This window comes from Streptomyces coffeae (genome assembly GCF_016741875.1).
Lineage (GTDB): Bacteria > Actinomycetota > Actinomycetes > Streptomycetales > Streptomycetaceae > Streptomyces > Streptomyces coffeae.
In genome coordinates this window covers 1-18,977 of the sequence record NZ_JAERRF010000045.1, presented here as the reverse complement: position 1 = coordinate 18,977, position 18,977 = coordinate 1, and the positions used below count along the sequence as shown (strand labels likewise).

19 protein-coding genes are annotated in these 18,977 nt (G+C 71.3%); 6 read left to right on the top strand and 13 right to left on the bottom strand.

The features are described from left to right. The first annotated feature begins 52 nt into the window (after window positions 1-52). Both JK363_RS38615 and JK363_RS38610 read left to right on the top strand, forming a co-directional pair. The gene (locus JK363_RS38615) at window positions 53-856 is read left to right on the top strand and encodes an SDR family NAD(P)-dependent oxidoreductase (protein ID WP_201882813.1); all 804 of its coding nucleotides are present in this window, start codon (window positions 53-55) and stop codon (window positions 854-856) included. Window positions 857-899: 43 nt separating this feature from the next. After that, window positions 900-1,520: a nucleoside/nucleotide kinase family protein gene (locus JK363_RS38610; RefSeq protein ID WP_201882812.1), complete on the top strand. Its 621-nt coding sequence runs from the start codon at window positions 900-902 to the stop codon at window positions 1,518-1,520. A 23-nt stretch (window positions 1,521-1,543) separates the two neighbouring features. Here the strand turns inward: JK363_RS38610 and hemB are convergent, their stop codons facing one another. Genes hemB through JK363_RS38585 form a run of 5 tightly spaced genes read right to left on the bottom strand, consistent with a single transcriptional unit; the run spans window position 1,544 to window position 7,467 of the window. Next, window positions 1,544-2,545 (bottom strand): porphobilinogen synthase, encoded by a 1,002-nt coding sequence (gene hemB, locus JK363_RS38605; RefSeq protein WP_201882811.1) that lies wholly within the window; start codon window positions 2,543-2,545, stop codon window positions 1,544-1,546. Next, complete coding sequence (locus JK363_RS38600; protein ID WP_201882809.1) at window positions 2,542-4,203, bottom strand: bifunctional uroporphyrinogen-III C-methyltransferase/uroporphyrinogen-III synthase; 1,662 nt, start codon at window positions 4,201-4,203, stop codon at window positions 2,542-2,544. The genes hemB and JK363_RS38600 overlap by 4 nt, the downstream gene beginning before the upstream one ends. Beyond that, complete coding sequence (hemC, locus tag JK363_RS38595) at window positions 4,200-5,189, bottom strand: hydroxymethylbilane synthase (protein ID WP_201882807.1); 990 nt, start codon at window positions 5,187-5,189, stop codon at window positions 4,200-4,202. Before hemC ends, JK363_RS38600 begins: the two co-directional genes overlap by 4 nt. After that, window positions 5,186-6,667: a glutamyl-tRNA reductase gene (locus JK363_RS38590; RefSeq protein ID WP_201882800.1), complete on the bottom strand. Its 1,482-nt coding sequence runs from the start codon at window positions 6,665-6,667 to the stop codon at window positions 5,186-5,188. Before JK363_RS38590 ends, hemC begins: the two co-directional genes overlap by 4 nt. Next, the gene (locus JK363_RS38585) at window positions 6,664-7,467 is read right to left on the bottom strand and encodes a redox-sensing transcriptional repressor Rex (protein WP_201882798.1); all 804 of its coding nucleotides are present in this window, start codon (window positions 7,465-7,467) and stop codon (window positions 6,664-6,666) included. Before JK363_RS38585 ends, JK363_RS38590 begins: the two co-directional genes overlap by 4 nt. 315 nt (window positions 7,468-7,782) lie before the next feature. Here JK363_RS38585 and JK363_RS38580 point away from each other — a divergent pair, with 315 nt between their 5' ends. The 4 genes from JK363_RS38580 (at window position 7,783) to JK363_RS38565 (ending at window position 11,883) form a co-directional block, all read left to right on the top strand. Beyond that, window positions 7,783-8,061, top strand: coding sequence for a glutaredoxin family protein (locus JK363_RS38580; RefSeq protein WP_201882796.1), 279 nt, complete (start codon window positions 7,783-7,785; stop codon window positions 8,059-8,061). 142 nt (window positions 8,062-8,203) lie between these two features. Beyond that, window positions 8,204-9,127, top strand: a complete 924-nt coding sequence (locus JK363_RS38575; protein WP_201882794.1) for an HAD family hydrolase — start codon at window positions 8,204-8,206, stop codon at window positions 9,125-9,127. A gap of 505 nt (window positions 9,128-9,632) precedes the next feature. Beyond that, window positions 9,633-10,439 carry an ECF subfamily RNA polymerase sigma factor, BldN family gene (locus JK363_RS38570; protein WP_201882792.1) on the top strand — a complete coding sequence of 269 codons (807 nt, stop codon included), beginning with the start codon at window positions 9,633-9,635 and terminating at the stop codon, window positions 10,437-10,439. A gap of 217 nt (window positions 10,440-10,656) precedes the next feature. Continuing rightward, window positions 10,657-11,883, top strand: coding sequence for a DUF5667 domain-containing protein (locus tag JK363_RS38565; RefSeq protein WP_201882790.1), 1,227 nt, complete (start codon window positions 10,657-10,659; stop codon window positions 11,881-11,883). A gap of 120 nt (window positions 11,884-12,003) precedes the next feature. On the opposite strand, the gene JK363_RS38560 is transcribed toward JK363_RS38565, so the two are convergent. The 8 genes from JK363_RS38560 to JK363_RS38525 form a co-directional block, all read right to left on the bottom strand. Then, window positions 12,004-13,062 carry a lysophospholipid acyltransferase family protein gene (locus tag JK363_RS38560; RefSeq protein ID WP_201882788.1) on the bottom strand — a complete coding sequence of 353 codons (1,059 nt, stop codon included), beginning with the start codon at window positions 13,060-13,062 and terminating at the stop codon, window positions 12,004-12,006. A gap of 14 nt (window positions 13,063-13,076) precedes the next feature. Continuing rightward, window positions 13,077-14,120, bottom strand: a complete 1,044-nt coding sequence (locus JK363_RS38555) for an NAD-dependent epimerase/dehydratase family protein (RefSeq protein WP_201882787.1) — start codon at window positions 14,118-14,120, stop codon at window positions 13,077-13,079. A 221-nt stretch (window positions 14,121-14,341) separates the two neighbouring features. Further along, window positions 14,342-14,440: a 30S ribosomal protein bS22 gene (locus JK363_RS38550; protein ID WP_003948845.1), complete on the bottom strand. Its 99-nt coding sequence runs from the start codon at window positions 14,438-14,440 to the stop codon at window positions 14,342-14,344. A gap of 128 nt (window positions 14,441-14,568) precedes the next feature. Continuing rightward, the gene (locus JK363_RS38545; protein ID WP_014053989.1) at window positions 14,569-14,778 is read right to left on the bottom strand and encodes a helix-turn-helix domain-containing protein; all 210 of its coding nucleotides are present in this window, start codon (window positions 14,776-14,778) and stop codon (window positions 14,569-14,571) included. A 128-nt stretch (window positions 14,779-14,906) separates the two neighbouring features. Then, complete coding sequence (locus JK363_RS38540) at window positions 14,907-15,722, bottom strand: phosphatase (protein ID WP_201882786.1); 816 nt, start codon at window positions 15,720-15,722, stop codon at window positions 14,907-14,909. A gap of 120 nt (window positions 15,723-15,842) precedes the next feature. Next, window positions 15,843-17,015, bottom strand: a complete 1,173-nt coding sequence (locus JK363_RS38535; RefSeq protein ID WP_201882785.1) for an acetoin utilization protein AcuC — start codon at window positions 17,013-17,015, stop codon at window positions 15,843-15,845. Continuing rightward, window positions 16,984-18,216: an MFS transporter gene (locus tag JK363_RS38530; RefSeq protein ID WP_201882784.1), complete on the bottom strand. Its 1,233-nt coding sequence runs from the start codon at window positions 18,214-18,216 to the stop codon at window positions 16,984-16,986. The genes JK363_RS38535 and JK363_RS38530 overlap by 32 nt, the downstream gene beginning before the upstream one ends. Before the next feature lie 25 nt (window positions 18,217-18,241). Further along, complete coding sequence (locus tag JK363_RS38525; protein ID WP_201882783.1) at window positions 18,242-18,898, bottom strand: HAD family hydrolase; 657 nt, start codon at window positions 18,896-18,898, stop codon at window positions 18,242-18,244. Between the last annotated feature and the right edge of the window lie 79 nt (window positions 18,899-18,977).

Genomic DNA, 18,977 nt, shown 5'->3' with positions numbered 1-18,977 from the left:
GCCGGCCACCGTGTCCGGCCGGCCCGTCCCCGGCGCCGTACAGGATGAGGGAATGAACGAACCGACCAGCGAATCCGCGCTCCCCGGCCCCCACGCGACCGGTCTGCTCAGCGACAAGGTCGTGCTGATCACCGGCGGCGGGCGGGGCATCGGCGCCGCTTCGGCCCGGCTCTTCGCCCGCGAGGGCGCGAAGGTGGTCCTGGCCGCCCGTACCGAGTCCCAGCTGAAGGCCGTGACCGAGGAGATCCGGGCGGACGGCGGCACCGCCGACCATGTGCGGTGCGACCTGGCCGAGGCTGCCGACGTCCAGGCGGCCGTCGACCGGACCGTAGAACTGCACGGCAGGCTGGACGCCGCCTTCAACAACGCCGGGGCCGCCATTCCGCCCGCTCCGCTGGCCGAGGTGGCCGAAGCCGACTTCGACCTGATCACCACGGTCAGCCTCAAGGGCGTCTGGCTCTCCATGGCGGCCGAGATCAAGGCCATTCAGGCCACCGTGGGCCGCGGCGCCATCGTCAACAACTCCAGCGTCGGCAGCTTCCGCGGCAATGCGGAGCTGCCCGCGTACGGCGCGGTCAAGCGGGCCGTCAACAGCCTCACCGAGTCCGCCGCGATCACCTACGGGCCGGAGGGCATCCGCGTCAACGCCGTCGCGCCCGGCACCACCATGACCGAGATGATCGAGGAATGGGCCCACCGGTCGCCCGGGGTCATCGACCGCCTCAACGCCCGGACACCGCTGCGCCGCCCCGCCGAGCCGGTCGAGGTCGCCGAGGCCGCGGCCTGGCTGCTCAGCGACCGCGCCTCCTACGTCACCGGCACGGTGCTGCCGGTCGACGGCGGTATGCGAGCCTGAACGCACCACGGCTCCCGTACGCACCCCGTCCGAAAGCGCCGCCATGACTCCCCAGGACCTGCTGGACCGCGCCGAGCGGCTGGCCGCCACCGGCCGCCGCCGGCTGCTCGGCATCGCCGGACCGCCCGGTGCCGGGAAGACCACCCTGGCCGGGTATCTGGTGACCGCGCTCGGCCCGGAGCGGGCCGTCCTGGTCCCGATGGACGGCTTCCACCTCGCCGACGCCGAACTGCGCAGACTCGGCCTGATGGACCACAAGGGCGCCCCGGAGACCTTCGACCCGTACGGCTACACCGCCCTGCTGCGGCGGCTGCGCGCGCCCCGCGCGGGCGAGACGGTGTACGCGCCGGGGTTCGACCGCGACCTGGAACAGCCCATCGCGGGCTCCGTGCCCGTGGCGCCGGAGATCCCGCTGGTGATCACCGAGGGGAACTATCTGCTGCTCGACGAGGAACCGTGGCTTCCGGTACGGGAGTTGCTGGACGAGACCTGGTGGATCGAGCTGGACGGCGAGGAGCGGGTGCGGCGGCTGATCGACCGTCATGAGCGGTTCGGCAAACCGCGCGCGGAGGCCGAGCGCTTTGTGCTCGGCTCCGACGAGGCCAACGCCCGCCGGGTGGCGGCCGGGCGGGCGGCGGCCGACCTGGTGGTCAGGGGCCGGTGACCACCGGCCCCCGCTCCCCGGATCTACTCCCCGCGGTTCAGCCGCTGAGCGACCTCGGTGGCCCAGTAGGTGAGGATCATCCCGGCGCCCGCACGCCGCACGGACGTCAGCGTCTCCATGATCGCGCGGTCGCGGTCGATCCAGCCGTTGGCCGCGGCGGCCTCGACCATCGCGTACTCACCGGAGATCTGGTACGCCGCCACCGGTACGTCCACCACGTCGGCGATCCGCCGCAGGATGTCCAGATAGGGCAGCGCGGGCTTCACCATGACCATGTCCGCGCCCTCGGCGAGGTCCAGTTCCAGTTCCCGCAGCGCCTCACGGGCGTTGGGCGGGTCCTGCTGGTACGTCTTGCGGTCGCCCTTGAGCGAGGAGCCGACCGCCTCGCGGAAGGGGCCGTAGAAGGCGGAGGCGTACTTGGCGGTGTAGGCCAGGATCGAGACGTCCTGGTACCCGGCGCCGTCCAGGGCCTCGCGGACCACGCCGACCTGGCCGTCCATCATCCCGCTGGGGCCCACCGTGTGGACGCCCGCGTCGGCCTGGGCGCGGGCCATCTCGGCGTAGCGCTCCAGCGTCGCGTCGTTGTCCACCCGGCCCTCGGCGTCCAGGACCCCGCAGTGGCCGTGGTCGGTGTGCTCGTCCAGGCACAGGTCCGACATGATCACCAGGTCGTCGCCGACCTCGGCCCGGACATCCCGGATGGCCAGCTGAAGAATTCCGTCGGGATCGGTGCCGGGCGTGCCGACGGCGTCCTTCTTGGCCTCCTCCGGCACCCCGAACAGCATGATCCCGCCGACGCCCGCCTCGACGGCCTCGGCAGCCGCCTTCCGCAGGGTCTCCCGGGTGTGCTGGACCACGCCCGGCATCGACGCCAGCGGCACCGGCTCACTGGCACCCTCCCGCACGAACGCGGGCAGGATCAGCCCGGCCGGGTGCAGCCGGGTCTCGGCGACCATGCGCCGCATCGCCGGAGTGGTGCGCAGCCGACGCGGCCGCGCTCCCGGGAAACTGCCGTACCTGGTCACGAGCGTGCCCTCCTCCTCGATCCCGGCCGCCGCTCGCTCGGGCGGGTGACCGGGTCCCCGTTCTCGATCGCGGCCTGGCGCCGCGCGGCCCCGAAGTCCGCGAGCGCCTCGGCCAGTTTGAGCACCGAGGGCTCGGGCGACAGGACGTCCACCCGCAGGCCGTGCTCCTCCACGGTCTTCGCGGTGGCCGGGCCGATACAGGCGATGATGGTGACGTTGTGCGGCTTGCCCGCGATGCCGACGAGGTTCCGCACGGTGGACGACGAGGTGAACAGCACCGCGTCGAACCCGCCGCCCTTGATGGCCTCGCGGGTCTCGGCCGGCGGCGGCGAGGCGCGCACGGTGCGGTACGCGGTGACGTCGTCGACCTCCCAGCCCAGCTCGATCAGCCCGGCGACCAGGGTCTCCGTGGCGATGTCGGCCCGCGGCAGGAAGACGCGGTCGATCGGGTCGAAGACCGGGTCGTACGGCGGCCAGTCCTCCAGCAGCCCGGCCGCGGACTGCTCACCGCTGGGCACCAGATCCGGCTTGACGCCGAAGTCGATCAGCGACTTGGCGGTCTGCTCGCCGACCGCCGCGACCTTGATCCCGGCGAACGCACGGGCGTCGAGCCCGTACTCCTCGAACTTCTCGCGCACCGCCTTGACCGCGTTGACCGAGGTGAAGGCGATCCACTCGTAGCGCCCGGTGACCAGGCCCTTGACCGCGCGCTCCATCTGCTGCGGGGTGCGCGGCGGTTCGACCGCGATGGTCGGCACCTCACTGGGCACCGCCCCATACGAGCGCAGCTGGTCGGAGAGGGAAGCGGCCTGCTCCTTGGTCCGCGGGACCAGGACCTTCCAGCCGAACAGCGGCTTGGACTCGAACCACGACAGCTGGTCGCGCCGCTCGGCCGCGCCCCGCTCGCCCACCACGGCTATCACCGGCTGCGCGCCCTGCGGCGACGGCAGCACCTTCGCGGACTTCAGCACCTGCGCGATGGTCCCCAGCGTGGCCGTCCAGGTCCGCTGGCGGGTGGTGGTGCCCGCGACGGTCACGGTCAGCGGGGTGTCCGGCTTGCGGCCCGCGGCCACCAGCTCCCCGGCCGCGGCGGCGACGGTCTCCAGGGTGGCGGAGACGACGGCGGTGGCGTCCGAGGAGCCGACCTCGCTCCAGCAGCGCTCATCGGCGGTCCGCGCGTCCACGAAACGGACGTCGGCATTCTGCGCGTCCCGCAGCGGCACCCCCGCGTAGGCGGGCACGCCCACCGCGGCCGCGATGCCCGGCACCACCTCGAAGACGATGCCCTCGGCGGCGCAGGCGAGCATCTCGTCGGCGGCGTACCCGTCGAGACCGGGGTCGCCCGCGACGGCGCGGACGACCCGCTTGCCGCCGCGCGCGGCCCCCATGACAAGATTGGCGGTGTCCCGGAGTACCGGGACACCGGCGGCGCTTGACGACCCGTCATCCGCCTGCGGCGGTGCGCCCTGAGCGTCCGCGGCCACACCCGGCCTGACGTGCGCACGCACCACGTCGAGCACATCAGGGTCGGCGATCAGTACGTCGGCGGCGGCTAGTGCCTCCACGGCGCGCAGCGTCAGCAGGCCCGGATCTCCCGGTCCTGCGCCGAGAAAGGTGACCTGCCCGCAGCCAGGGTGGTTCGGGACGGTGGGGTTCAAAGTGCTCGCTCCCCCATAAGACCGGCCGCACCCTTCGCGAGCATCTCGGTGGCGAGTTCGCGACCCATGATCTGAGCCTGCGACACGGCCTCACCAGGCGAAGCGGGGACGGGACCGGTGGTGGACAGCTGCACCAGCGTCGAGCCGTCGGTGGTGCCGACGACGCCGCGCAGGCGCATTTCGGTGACATCCTGAGCGTCGCCCAGCAGGTCGGCCAGCGCCCCCACAGGTGCGCTGCAACCGGCCTCCAGGGCGGCGAGCAGGGATCGCTCGGCGGTCACGGCGGCCCGCGTGTGCGGATCGTCGAGCTCGGCGAGCCGGGCAGTGAGCGACGCGTCGGACGCGGCGCATTCGACTGCCAGAGCCCCCTGGCCGGGGGCGGGCAAAATGTGGTCGGCGTCGAGGATCTCGGTCGCCTCGTCGATCCGTCCCATACGGATCAGACCGGCGGCGGCGAGCACCACGGCGTCCAGTTCCCCCGAACGCACATAGCCGATGCGGGTGCCGACATTGCCGCGGATCGGTACGGTCTCGATGTCGAGGCCGAACGAGCGGGCCCACGCGTTGAGCTGGGCCGCGCGGCGGGGCGAGCCGGTGCCTATCCGCGCGCCCGGGGGGAGTTCGGCGAAGGTGAGCCCGTCACGGGCGATCAGCGCGTCGCGCGGGTCCTCGCGGCGAGGTATCGCGGCCAGCACCAGACCCTCGGGTTCGGCGGTCGGCAGGTCCTTCAGCGAGTGCACGGCGAAGTCGATCTCGCCACGCAGCAGCGCCTCGCGCAACGCGGAGACGAAGACGCCGGTGCCGCCGATCTGCGCGAGCTGCTCGCGCGAGACATCGCCGTAGGTGGTGATCTCGACCAGTTCGACGGGGCGTCCGGTCAGCTTCCGCACCGCGTCGGCGATCAGACCGGACTGGGCCATGGCCAGTGCGCTGCGTCGGGTGCCCAGGCGCAGTGGTGCGGTGGGGGTGGCAGGGGTGGAGCTCATGCCCGGCCTCCCTTCGGGTCGTTCGGTTCGGCTGTACCGCGTGCGGGGGCGGCGCCGGGGCGGCCACCGTCGGCGCGGCTGACGGCGGCGACCGCCTGCGGGTCGAGGTCGAACAGCTCGCGCAGCGCGTCCGCGTACCCGGCACCCCCCGGGGTGCTCGCCAGCTCCTTGACCCGCACGGTGGGCGCGTGCAGCAGCTTGTCGACGACCCGCCGCACGGTCTGTGTGATCTCGGACCGCTGCTTGTCGTCCAGATCGGGAAGACGTCCCTCGAGCCGGGCGACCTCGCTCGCGACGACATCTGCCGCCATGGTACGCAGCGCGACCACGGTGGGCGTGATGTGCGCGGCGCGCTGGGCCGCCCCGAAGGCGGCGACCTCGGCGGAGACGATGGAGCGGACCAGGTCGACGTCGGCGGCCATCGCCCCGGCAGCCGGACCCGAGCCGTCGGCCGGGGTGGCGGCCGCCTCGGCGAGCGATTCGATGTCCACCAGGCGCAGGCCGTCGATCCGGTGCGCGGCGGCGTCGATGTCCCGGGGCATGGCCAGGTCCAGCAGCGCGACCTCGGCCACGACCTCGGCCGCGCCGCCGGGACCGCCCATCGGGGGGCAGGCCGCGCGCTGGGCGAGGGAGGTGCGCAGCTCGTCGGCGGTGAGCACCAGGCCCGTGGCGCCGGTGCAGGAGACGACGATGTCGGCGTGCGGCAGCTCGGCGGCGACCCGGTCCCGTGCCACGGCGCGGGCGACCAGCCCGGCGACCCGGACCGCGTCGGTGGCGGCGTGCTGCTCGGCCAGGGACTCGGCGAGCCTCAGCGCCCGCTCCAACGTCCTGTTGGCGATCACCAGTTCTGCCACACCGGCGCGCGCGAGGGTCGCCGCGGCCAGTGAGGACATCGAGCCCGCGCCGATCACCAGCGCGCGCTTGCCCGCAGCCCACTCCGCCACCGGCACCGGGCCGGCCAGCTGCTCCAGGCCGAAGGTGACCAGCGACTGTCCGGCCTTGTCGATCCCGGTCTCGCTGTGCGCCCGCTTGCCGACCCGCAGCGCCTGCTGGAACAGGTCGTTCAGCAGCCGGCCCGCGGTGTGCAGCTCCTGTCCGAGCGCCAGCGCGTCCTTGATCTGGCCGAGGATCTGGCCCTCGCCGACGACCATCGAGTCCAGTCCGCAGGCCACCGAGAACAGATGGTGGACGGCCCGGTCCTCGTAGTGGACGTAGAGATAGGGGGTGAGCTCGTCCAGGCTGACGCCGGTGTGCTGGGCGAGCAGCGTGGACAGCTCGGCGACCCCGGCGTGGAACTTGTCCACGTCGGCGTAGAGCTCGATGCGGTTGCAGGTGGCCAGCACCGCGGCCTCGGTGGCGGGCTCGGCGGCGAGGGTGTCCTGCACCAGCTTCGCCTGCTCGTCCCCGACCAGGGCGGCGCGCTCCAGCACGCTCACCGGCGCGCTGCGGTGACTCAGTCCGACGACAAGGAGACTCATGCCGGCATCACGGCGGGAACGTCCCCGTCAGGTCCTTGCCGGCCACTGTCGGCGCCGGGGCCGCCCGCGGTCGTCCGGTGGGGTGCCACGGGGGCCTGCGGAACGGCGCCCGCGCCCTCCTCGTGGCCGGTCGACTCCTCGCCCGCCTTGCGCTGCTCGTGGAAGGCGAGGATCTGGAGCTCGATCGAGAGGTCGACCTTGCGCACATCCACGCCGTCCGGAACGGACAGCACGGTGGGCGCGAAGTTGAGGATGGAGGTGATGCCAGCGGCGACGAGCCGGTCGCAGACCTGCTGGGCCGCGCCCGCCGGGGTGGCGATCACACCGATCGACACACCGTTGTCTTCGATGATCTTCTCGAGCTCGTCGGTGTGCTGGACCGGGATGCCCGCGACGGGCTTGCCCGCCATCGCCGGGTCGGCGTCGATCAGCGCGGCGACCCGGAAGCCACGGGAGGCGAAACCGCCGTAGTTGGCGAGGGCGGCGCCGAGGTTACCGATACCGACGATCACCACGGGCCAGTCCTGGGTGAGGCCGAGCTCCCGCGAGATCTGGTAGACGAGGTACTCCACGTCGTAGCCGACCCCACGGGTGCCGTACGAACCCAGGTAGGAGAAGTCCTTGCGGAGCTTGGCCGAATTGACTCCGGCCGCGGTCGCCAGCTCCTCGGAGGACACCGTGGGCACCGAGCGCTCGGAGAGCGCTGTCAGGGCGCGCAGATACAGCGGTAGCCGGGCGACGGTGGCCTCGGGAATCCCTCGGCTTCGGGTCGCCGGTCGGTGAGTTCGGCCAGTTGCCACGGTGCTCCTGCGGGTAGAGCGGGGCTGCGGGCGGCCCACAGTTCCATGACCGCCCCATCGACAGCAGGCTATGTCTTTGTGAACGCGTGCACAAAGATAGTGTCCGCTTTGTCCGAGCAAAGTGACCGGTGTCACGCGCCTTTTCCGGCCGCGCCCGGAACCAGGACCCGTGTCACACCGTTCCCGGCAGGCACATGCGTACCCGGGGGGCGCCGACGGGAGCACAGGCTCTCACTCCTCACCTTTTTACCCCCGGACACCAATAAATCGCCCACGATCGTAAACGACCCCGAGGACCCGGGCACAATGGCGAGCATGAGTCCCCTGCTGCGCCGCACCCCCCGCAAGAACCCCGCCGAGCGCACGGTGACACTGATCGGCAAGCCCGACTGTCACCTCTGCGAGGACGCCGAGGCCGTGATCGAGAAGGTGTGCGGCGAACTCGGCACTCCCTGGGAGAAGAAGGACATCACCCAGGACGAGGAGCTGTACCGGAAGTACTGGGAGCAGATCCCGGTGGTCCTGGTCGACGGCGAACAGCACGACTTCTGGCGGGTGGACCCCAAGCGGCTGCGGACCGCGCTGGGCGGCTGATCCGCCGCCCGGACCCGCCGCCCTGACGGCCGCCCGACCAGCAGGCGCCGCCCCGTGGGCCGCCCCACCTTTCGCGTAACCTGAATCGTCCCGACACCCGGGCGTAACGGGATGGGCCATGCCGCTGGCTATGCTCGCTTCCATGGCCGCACTGGGATGGTTCACCCGCCGTCGACGACCCGCCACGGAGCGGAGTGTCCTCGCCGGAGAGGCGTCGGCCGAGGCGGCACGCAAGTCGTCGGCCGAGACTCCCTCGTCGCAGCCCGCCGCCGAGCCGGAGTTCCCCGTCGTCGGGGACGAACAGGCCGCCGCCTTCTTCGACCTCGACAACACGGTCATGCAGGGCGCCGCCCTCTTCCACTTCGGCCGCGGCCTGTACAAGCGGCACTTCTTCCGCAAGCGCGAGCTGGCCCGCTTCGCCTGGCAGCAGACCTGGTTCCGGATGGCGGGCGTCGAGGACCCGGCGCACATGGAGGACGTGCGCAGCAGCGCGCTGTCCATCGTCAAGGGCCACCGGGTCTCCGAGCTGATGTCGATCGGCGAGGAGATCTACGACGAGTACATGGCCGACCGCATCTGGCCCGGCACCCGCGCCCTGGCCCAGGCGCATCTGGACGCCGGACAGCGGGTCTGGCTGGTGACCGCCGCCCCGGTCGAGACCGCGACGATCATCGCCCGGCGGCTGGGGCTGACCGGAGCGCTGGGGACTGTGGCCGAATCGGTCGGCGGGATCTACACGGGCAAGCTGGTCGGTGAGCCGCTGCACGGCCCGGCCAAGGCGGAGGCGGTACGCGCGCTGGCGTCGGCCGAGGGGCTGGACCTGGCCCGCTGCGCGGCGTACAGCGACTCCTCCAACGACATCCCGATGCTGTCGATCGTGGGCCATCCGTACGCCGTGAATCCGGACGGAGGGCTGCGCAAACACGCCCGGGAGAACGGCTGGCGGCTGCGCGACTACCGCACCGGCCGCAAGGCGGCCAAGATCGGCATCCCGGCGGCGGCCGGAGTGGGCGCGGTCGCGGGCGGCACGGCGGCCGCCGTGGCGCTGCACCGGCGCCGTCGCTGACCCGCGCGCTGCCCTCCCCTCCCACCGGCCCTCTACGAGCCCGCACCACGCCCTCGCACCGCTTCCACCAGCGGTGACGGCCGCGCGCGACCGAGCGCGTACGAGCCTGACCGAGGACGGTCAGGACTGAGCGGCGATCGCGCTGTGTGACGGCGTGCCCATCGATACGGAGCGTCACCGATCGACCGCGACCATCCTGTTTCGGTCATTCCGCACTTCCTACCCCGCAGCGCCCCCGCCAGTCCCCTTACCGCCGGTTTGTCACAACACGCTACGTAATCGCACAGCGAGGGAAACTTTCCGATCAAAATCCGTCGGCCGTTCGATACCTAATGCGTCATCAATCCATAACGGAGTGAACGGAAACGATGATTTGAGCAACTGGGTGTAGTGCTGCCTATACGAAGCGTTATTCTCCTTAGACGCAAACCGGTACCCACGCGTCCCTACGGCGGGTGAACGGTCCCGTACTGCACGTGATGGAAGCTCTGCCTCTGGGAGTCCCGTGTACCCACACGTCGGGGTTGACGCCTCGGGCCTGGCTACGCTGCGCGCAACGGTCCTCGACTGTCTGCGCGGCTTCGTCCCCACCGCGTATGCCGTCCCCGCGCTCGCCACACCCGCGCCCGTCAGCCCATCCGTCGGCACGGTCCACCGGTCCGGCCAGGCCAGCTCCTGCTACGCGCTGGCCGACGGCGGAGCGGCGGTCGGCAGACGTTCCCGCGGCGGCGCCTCCACCGCCCGCCGGCCGAGCGCCGACAGCGACAGCCGCCGGATGATGGACCTGGTCGAGCGCGCCCAGTCGGGCGAGGCCGAGGCGTTCGGCCGGCTCTACGACCAGTACGCCGACACCGTCTACCGGTACATCTACTACCGCGTGGGCGGCCGGGCCACCGCCGAGGACCTCACCAGTGAGACGTTCCTGCGCGCCCTGCGCCGCATCGGCACCTTCACCTGGCAGGGCCGTGACTTCGGCGCCTGGCTGGTGACCATCGCCCGCAATCTCGTCGCCGACCACTTCAAGTCCAGCCGTTTCCGGCTGGAGGTCACCACCGGCGAGATGCTCGACGCCAACGAGGTCGAGCGCAGCCCGGAGGACTCCGTGCTGGAGTCGCTGTCCAACGCGGCCCTGCTGCAAGCGGTGCGCAAGCTCAACCCGCAGCAGCAGGAGTGCGTGACGCTCCGCTTCCTCCAGGGGCTCTCGGTCGCCGAGACCGCCCGGGTGATGGGGAAGAACGAAGGCGCGATCAAAACCCTTCAGTACCGGGCCGTGCGCACCCTCGCCAGGCTCCTTCCGGAAGACGCCCGCTGACCGGCGTCCACGGCCCCGCGGTGACACCTCCGGCACGCCCGGTCCGCTCCTCGGGAGGGCGTAACCCGGGTGCTGCGCCGCTCGTTGTGGGGGATGCAGGCGCCTTGTGGTCGTACCCTGCCCGTACCCCGTCACTCGATCGGGTGGACCCACGGGTGGGACGGAACCTTCGGGTGTCCTGGGGAGTCGACCGTCACGACGAGAGGAGGTGCCGCCTGTGATCGCGAACGTAACGGCACACCGGCGGGCGAACGCCTTCGCCAAGGCCCTGGAGGCCCTGGAGGCCCTGGAGAGCAAGCACCAGGCCACCCGGGACGAGACGCCGCACCAGCAACCCGGCTCATCGGCGGAGAGCGCCGAGCAGAGACGGATGGTGGCCCTGGCGAGCGGGCTCGGCGAGCTGCCGGCACCGGTATTGGACCCCGAAGTCAGGACCACACAGCGGGCCCAGCTGATCGCCGCCATGGAAGCGGCCTTCGCCGAGGGCGCGCCGCGCGTACCCGAGCAGCGCCGCCGCCCCGGCGGCGCCCACCGCGCCAAGCCGCCGGTGTCCAGACTGCGGCCCCGTTCGCGCTGGTCCAAAGGGCTCGCGGCCGGTGGGCTCACGGTCGGGGTCGCGGCGGGCGCGTTCGGCGGGGTCGCCGCGGCCAGTTCGGACGCCCTGCCGGGTGACACCCTCTACGGGTTCAAGCGCGGCATGGAGGACCTCAAGCTGGAGATGGCGGACGGCGACGCCGCACGGGGCCGGATCTATCTGGACCAGGCATCGACGCGGATGAGCGAGGCGCGTCGGCTGATGGAGCGGGCCCGCTCCGGCGAGCTGGACCACGATTCGCTGGGGGAGATCCGCCGCGCTCTGTCCGGTATGCACCATGACGCCTCCGAGGGCCACCGGCTGCTGCACCGGGTCTACGAGCGGGAGGGCTCGCTGGGGCCGATGCAGGAGCTGTCCTCCTTCGCCAAGGCTCACCGCGACGGCTGGAGCCGGCTGCGCGAGAGGCTGCCGCTCCAGCTCGCGGACGTCGGGGACGATGTGAGCTCGGTCTTCGCCGCCATAGACCAGGAAGTCGGCCCGCTCCAGCCGCTGCTGCCCACCACCAAGGACCAGCGGAGCCAGTCGGGTCGGCCGGGTGCCGAGGCGCCGCAGCGCTCCGGCGGGGTCGCGCCGGAGCGCCACCCCTCCTCGTCCTCGGCCGCCCCGAGCGGCGGCCGCACCGGCGAGACGAGTCAGCCGCGTTCGTCATCCCCCGCCGCGCCACAGGACCAGGGGCTGATCGACGGTGCGGGCGATCTGCTCGACCCACCGGCCGGTGCCGTGTCGCCGAGCCCGTCCGCGGGCCGCGGCGATACCGGCAGCAAGCCGGCGCAGCCGGACATCACCGTTCCGCCGCTGCTGCCCGACCTTCTGCCGGGGCTCGACCTCGACGGCGACGACACCAGGTGAGCTGTCCGAGGGTGGTGGTGGGCAGCACCCACCACCACCCGGCGGGCCTCACACGCTTCAGCCGCCCGCGCCGGACTCCGTCCGTCGGCCATGGACCGGTCCCTGTCACGTCGACCCGGCTCAGAAGAACACCGACCGCCGCTGCACGAGCAGCTTGTAGAGGGTGTGCTGGATCGTTTCTCGTACCTGGTCGGTGAGGTTGAACATCAGCATCGGGTCGTCCGCCGCCTCCGGCGGATGCCCGTCGGTCGGGATCGGCTCGCCGAACTGGATGGTCCACTTCGTCGGCAGCGGCACCGCGCCCAGCGGCCCGAGCAGCGGGAAGGTCGGCGTGATCGGGAAGTACGGCACACCCAGCAGCCGGGCCAGCGTCTTCGCGTTCCCCACCATCGGATAGATCTCCTCCGCGCCCACGATCGAGCACGGCACGATCGGCGCCCCCGCGCGCAGCGCCGTCGAGACAAAGCCGCCCCGTCCGAAGCGCTGGAGCTTGTACCGCTCGGAGAACGGCTTGCCGATCCCCTTGAAGCCCTCCGGCATCACCCCGACCACCTCGCCGCGCTCCAGCAGCAGCTGGGCATCCTCGGCGCAGGCCAGGGTGTGGCCCGCCTTGCGCGCCAGCTCGTTGACGACGGGCAGCATGAAGACCAGATCGGCGGCGAGCAGCCGCAGATGGCGGTGGGCCGGATGGTTGTCGTGCACCGCGACCTGGAGCATCAGTCCGTCCAGCGGCAGCACCCCGGAGTGGTTGGCGACCACCAGCGCCCCACCGCTGTCCGGGATGTTCTCGATGCCCTTCACCTCGACCCGGAAGTACTTCTCGTACATCGGGCGGAGCAGTGACATCAGGACCTGATCGGTGAGGTCGTGGTCGTAGCCGAAGTCGTCGACCTCGTAGTCACCGGTGATCCGGCGGCGCAGAAAGCTCAGCCCGTGGGCGAGTCTGCGCTCCCAGTCGCCGCCGCCGGGGGCGCGCTTGGGCGGGTGCGGCGGCAGGGGCGGCACCTCGGAGGCCGATGTGGTGGCTTCGGCGGTGTCGGCGGCCTGCTCCAGTTCCTCGTCGCGCTGCTGCGGTACGGGTTTCAGCGCACCCTGGGACCGCTTGGCGCGTCCCGGACGGGGGCCCTTCCTCCGGGACCGCGGTTCCTCACCGAACGGAATGACCTTGGCATCCGCCATGGTGGTTGCGCTCCTCAATTCTGGGCGCCGGCGGGCAGCAGCCCGGCGAGCCGGTCGACGGTACGGGCGAGGGTCTCGGGCGGGAGCAGCCCGGGACCGCGGCTGTGCGCGTAGTCCGCGAAGGCGCCGGCGGTGGTGTGCTCGGGTGCGAAACCCAGGGTCTCGCGCATCTGGTTGGTCGCCACGACCCGGCCGTGGGTGAGCAGCCGGACCTGCTCGGGCGAGAAGTCGGTGACGCCGAGGGACCGCAGCGCGCTACGGGCCCAGCGCAGGGTGGGCAGCAGCAGCGGAAGCGTGGGGCGGCCGAGCCGCCTGGCGGCCTGGGAGAGGAGCAGCACCCCGTCCCCGGCGATGTTGAACGTGCCGCTGTTGAGGGTGCCGCGGCGGGGTTCGGAGGCGGCGATGCGCAGCACCTCGATGGCGTCCTTCTCGTGGACGAACTGGAGCCGGGGGTCGTAGCCGATGACGGTGGGCAGCACCGGCAGCGCGAAGTACTCGGCGAGCGGGGAGTCCGCGCACGGCCCGAGGATGTTCGCGAAGCGCAGCACGCACACCGCGACATCGGGGCGGCGCCGGGCGAAGCCGCGGACATAGCCCTCGACCTCGACGGTGTCCTTGGCGAAACCGCCGCTGGGCAGCGATTTGGGGGGTGTGGTCTCGCTGAAGACGGCGGGGTCGCGGGGCGCCGAGCCGTACACACTGGTGCTGGACTTGACCACGAGCCGCCGGACCGACGGCGCCTTCTGGCAGGCACCGAGCAGCTGCATGGTGCCGATGACGTTGATCTCCTTGACGGAGGCCCGATTGCCGCGGGCTCCGAGCGGGGTGCCGTTGATGTCCATGTGGACGACGGTGTCGACGCCGAACTCGGCGAGGAGCTTCCCGATCGTGGGGTGGCGGATATCGGCCCGGACGAAGTCGGCGCCGCCGAGGGGGTGTTCAGGTGCCACGGCGTCCACGCCGATCACCCGGTCGACATCGGGCTCACGCTGTATGCGCCGTACGAAACGGCCTCCCAGCTGGCGTGCGGCCCCGGTGACGAGCACGACCTTTCCCAAGATCAGCGCCTTCCTTCCCACCCTCGTCCGAGCTGGGCTGTGCCGAACACCGTAACCGGTCGATGTTGCGCTGTGATGACCACTCGCCGCGCGACCGGCGTTTTAAGCCGTGGCCACGGCTGTGACCGGGGTCACGGCGGCGGTCATGGCGGGGCCGCGCATACACCGCAGCCCTCCCACCGGCGGTGGAAGGGCTGCGGGACGAACACAGCGTCGCTTGCTTACTTCTTGTTGCGACGCTGGACGCGCGTGCGCTTGAGCAGCTTGCGGTGCTTCTTCTTAGCCATCCGCTTACGCCGCTTCTTGATAACAGAGCCCACGACTACCCTCGCTCACTTCGAATCACTCGGTGCGGGGCGTCCGAGCCCACACGACCTACATCGGGCCAGCCTACCCGGCGCCGAGCGAACCACGTAATCCGAGGGTCTTCCCCAGGCCCGTACCGGACCTAAGCGGACTCCACCCCCACATAGGACTCGCGGAGGTATTCATGAACCGCTTGCTCTGGGACCCGGAAAGACCTGCCCACCCGGATCGCCGGCAGATGACCGCTGTGCACCAAGCGGTACACGGTCATCTTGGACACTCGCATCACCGAGGCAACTTCCGCCACGGTCAGAAACTGAACCTCGTTCAGAGGCCTTTCGCCAGCAGCCATGACACACCTGAACCTTCCGCACATGTCGGGCACCGGCTTCCCCTCCGGTGACTCCTGCTCGCATGCGCGCTCCTCCCCAGGTTAGGGGCGCGTGATGCAAGTGGGGAAGAGGAGTAGCTATCGGACGCCTACTGTGACAGACACGCCCGATTGAGTACATAGCGAGTGAGCGGCCGGTAGCAACCAGGCCGCACAGCGTCATCAAGCGGAACGGCGACCGACACCCGCCCCTCAGCCTCCCCGACGAACAGCGCGGGATCGTCGGTGTCCCCCAGACCCATGGCCTCAAAGCCCAGCTGACCTGCTCCGCAGACCCATCCGTGGTCCCCGATCACCAGCCCCGGCAGGGCGCCGCCGGACGCCGCGGCACAGCTCAGCGCAACCCGAACCGGGAGCGGGGAGTGACTGTGGGCGCCCGGCTCACTCGGGCTCGGGCGGGCGCCGGGCTCCCGCACCATCGCGACTCCTCGTACGTAGACGAGCTGGTACATACGTACCCCGAACCGCGTCGTTATGTCGACACATCTACCCTGCCCCGGGGTGAGAACACGGCATCCGGCCGCCGAGAGCGCCGACGCCAACGAGGCGTAGAAACCAAGGAGACGGTGGGGGTGACCGGTGCCGAGCAGCACCGGGAGGCGGGCGAGGGCGACGGCCCGCAGACGGTCCGCGAAGGCATCCAGGGCGTTGATCGTCCGCTCCGGATCGATCACATCCGGACCTGAAGTGTGAGCCGGATTGGCCGAAACCCCACATTTGTCGCCCATCAGGCGAAGCAATTCCAGGAACGACCAGTCGTTTTCGGGCTCGAGGCCGAGCAGCACCCGGGGGTCCCGGGCGGCGAAGTGCCGGTAGCGGCGCAGGCTCTCCTCCCGGCTGGTCGACACCGGTCCGGCGAGCCGCGCCGCCAGCAGATGCGCACGCAGCGAGGCGGAACTCAACACGCCCACGATGCTGACGGATCATGAGCGTCCGCTGCCGGGGAACGGCCCGAGACCCCACGGTTGGCCTAACGGACGCCGGAGAGCGCCCGCTACCAAGCAGGCCGCTACGGAAGCGTTCCGCTACGGAAGCAGACCGTGGTGCGGGAACACCGCGCGGCGGGTCGCCAGGATCGACTGGTCCAGCCGGTCCGCCGGGTCGTAGCCGTAGTCCGCGAAGTCCCGCCAGCGCGGCTCCCGTCCGTCCGTCATCCGCCGCGGCGCCTCCAGCCGCGTCCGCCGGTAGACCTCCCGCCGCCAGTCCTCCGGCACCTCGGTCTCCGGTGCCAGCGGACGCCCGGCCGCGATCGCCACCAGATGCGTCCACGACCGCGGCACCACCTCCACCACCGCGTATCCGCCGCCCCCGAGCGCGACCCACCGCCCCTCGGTGTGGTCGTGTGCCAGCTGGTGGCAGCTCTCGGCGACCGCCCGCTGCGCGTCCACGGTCACTCCCAAGTGGGCGAGCGGGTCCTCGATATGGGTGTCCGCGCCGTGCTGCGTCACCAGCACCTGCGGCCGGAACGCGGCCAACAGCTCAGGCACCACCGCGTGATAGGCCCGCAGCCATCCGGCGTCCCCGGTCCCGGCCGGCAGCGCCACGTTCACCGCGCTGCCCTCGGCGCCCTCTCCGCCGGTCTCCTCGGGCCAGCCGGTCTGCGGGAAGAGGGTGCGGGGGTGCTCGTGCAGCGAGATCGTCAGCACCCGCGGATCGTCCCAGAACGCCGCCTGCACCCCGTCTCCGTGGTGGACGTCGACATCCACGTACGCGACCCGCTCGGCGCCCAGCTCCAGCAGCCGCGCCACAGCGAGCGCCGCGTCGTTGTAGATGCAGAACCCGGCCGCGCCACCGGGCATCGCATGGTGCAGCCCGCCCGTGAAGTTCACCGCGTGCAGCGCCTCCCCGCGCCATACGCTCTCCGCCGCGCCCACCGACTGCCCGGCGATCAGCGCCGATGCCTCGTGCATCCCCGCGAACGCCGGGTCGTCCATGGTCCCGAGCCCGTACGCACCGTCCGCCGACGCGGGATCGGCCGAGGCCCGCCGCACCGCGTCGATGTACTCCTGGCGGTGCACCAGCCCAAGCGTCGAATCCCCGGCCGCCTTGGCGGCCACGACCCCGACCGCGCGGTCCAGCCCGTACGCCTCGACCAGTCGCATGGTCAGCGCGAGCCGGACCGGGTCCATCGGATGCCCGGTGCCGAAGTCGTATCCGGTTACTGCCTCATCCCACATCAACTGTGCGCGGCCGCTCATGACCGTCACCGTATCTGGCTGGTACAGGAGCGAACGACTTCGCATACAGCATGGTCGCGAGCACCAGCGCCATCGGCACCAGCATCGCGCCCCGATAGCTCCACGCGCCGCCGAGTGCGCCCACCAGCGGTGAGCCGACCAGGAAGCCGACGTAGTTGAAGATGTTGAGGCGGGCGACCGCGGCATCGGACGCCTCGGGGAACAGCCGCCCGGCGGCCGCGAACGTCTGCGGCACCAGCACACACAGCCCGAGCCCCAGCAGGGTGAAGCCGAGCATCCCCACCCAGGGGCCGGGCGCCGTCGCGACCACCGCGAACCCGCCGGCCGCCAGCAGCGTTCCGGCCCGGACCACGGCGACGGCACCGAAGCGCCGCACCCCGAGGTCGCCGAAGGAGCGGCCGAGCAGCGTGGTCACCATGTAGGCGTTGTACGGGAGCGTGGCCAACTGCTCGGAGCTGTGCAGCACGTCCTCCAGGTACTTGGCGCCCCAGTTGGAGACGGTCGAGTCGCCGATGTAGGTGAACGCCATGACGAGGCAGAGCGGCAGCATCGGCTTCATGCTCATGGGTGCGGCGGCGGGTTGGGGCACTGCCGGCGTCTCCGGTCGGCCCTGCGGCCCGGCCATGTCCCGCTGGTCCACGTACCAGCGGGAGGCGACGAGGGCGACCGGCACCAGCAGGGCCACCACGGGTGCGTAGAGCGCGGGCAGCGGTAACTCACCGCGGGCGCCCGCCCAGGCCAAGGTGGCGCCGGTGATCCCGCCCAGGCTGTACGCGGCGTGGAAGCCGAGCATGATGCTCCGCCCGTACGCCCGTTGCAGACTCACCCCGAGCATGTTCATCGACGCGTCGAGCGCCCCGACGGTCAGGCCGAACACCCCGAGCGCAACGGCCGCCTGCCACACGGCCGTCCCCGAACCCGCCGCGACCAGGGCCACGGAGACGACGGGCTGCACCCAGCGGAGCACCTGGCTCGGCCGTATCCGTTGCACCAGGTACTCGGTGCCGACGCTTCCCACGCCCGCGAGGATCGGCACGGCGGCAAGGAAGGCGGGCAGCAGTCCGTCGGATATCCCATAACGGTCCTGGAGCGCGGGGATCCGGGTCACCAGCAGAGCGAAGATCGCGCCCTGGACGAAGAAGCTGAGGGTCAGAGCGGTCCGGCCGTGTGTCAGACGCCGGGTCGGGCGCGTATCCGTCATGGCCGAGGAGCGTACGGGCAGGTGCCTACTTGTGGGTAGATGCGAGCAGTTGGGGAAGCTCGGTCATGTCCGCGAAGAGAGCCCGGGCGGCCGCCAGCCTGTCGGCGGGTGTCATCGCCGTGTAGCCGTAGACGTCCATCCCGGCAGCCACGGCGGCCTGGACACCGAGGGGGCTGTCCTCCACGACCGCACACTGCCGGGGCGCGACGCCCATCCGCTCGGCGGCGTGCAGAAAGAGATCGGGAGCGGGCTTACCGCGCCCCACGTCCTCGGAGCTGAAGATGCGCTCCTCGCCGAAGAGTTCGTACAGCCCGGTCTTCCGCAGCGCGACGCGGATGCGCTCATGGCTTCCGGAGGAAGCGACACAGAACGGAACGCTGTCCGCGCGCAGCTTCTCCAGCACCGTCCGCACACCGGCCACCGGTTCCAACTCACGGCGGAACGCGTCGAAGACCCGGCTGTGGAAGGTGGTGTCGAAGTCCTCCGGAAGCCGCTGCCCGGTGCGGGCCAGGACCAGTTCGTGAATGCGGTGCATGGCGGACCCCATGTAGTCGCGTATGGAGTCCTCGTAGCTGGTGGGGTGTCCCAAACTGGTGAGATAGGCGGCGAGGAGCCGATTGGAGATGGGCTCGCTGTCGACAAGCACCCCATCGTTGTCGAAGATGACCAGGTCGTAGCGCATGCCGCCAGCCTACAAAGCGGACGCGAACTGCCCATGAAAAAAGCCCGGTCGGGAGACTGAGCTCCCAACCGGGCTTCTT

Coding starts and splice junctions, on each gene's coding strand:
- JK363_RS38575 (WP_201882794.1), top strand. CDS start 8,204: ATGGCCGCACTGGGATGGTTCACCCGCCGTCGACGACCCGCCACGGAG.
- JK363_RS38560 (WP_201882788.1), bottom strand. CDS start 13,062: ATGGCGGATGCCAAGGTCATTCCGTTCGGTGAGGAACCGCGGTCCCGG.
- JK363_RS38535 (WP_201882785.1), bottom strand. CDS start 17,015: ATGAGCGGCCGCGCACAGTTGATGTGGGATGAGGCAGTAACCGGATAC.
- JK363_RS38610 (WP_201882812.1), top strand. CDS start 900: ATGACTCCCCAGGACCTGCTGGACCGCGCCGAGCGGCTGGCCGCCACC.
- hemC (WP_201882807.1), bottom strand. CDS start 5,189: ATGAGCTCCACCCCTGCCACCCCCACCGCACCACTGCGCCTGGGCACC.
- JK363_RS38615 (WP_201882813.1), top strand. CDS start 53: ATGAACGAACCGACCAGCGAATCCGCGCTCCCCGGCCCCCACGCGACC.
- JK363_RS38590 (WP_201882800.1), bottom strand. CDS start 6,667: ATGAGTCTCCTTGTCGTCGGACTGAGTCACCGCAGCGCGCCGGTGAGC.
- JK363_RS38580 (WP_201882796.1), top strand. CDS start 7,783: ATGAGTCCCCTGCTGCGCCGCACCCCCCGCAAGAACCCCGCCGAGCGC.
- JK363_RS38530 (WP_201882784.1), bottom strand. CDS start 18,216: ATGACGGATACGCGCCCGACCCGGCGTCTGACACACGGCCGGACCGCT.
- JK363_RS38545 (WP_014053989.1), bottom strand. CDS start 14,778: ATGGCTGCTGGCGAAAGGCCTCTGAACGAGGTTCAGTTTCTGACCGTG.
- JK363_RS38525 (WP_201882783.1), bottom strand. CDS start 18,898: ATGCGCTACGACCTGGTCATCTTCGACAACGATGGGGTGCTTGTCGAC.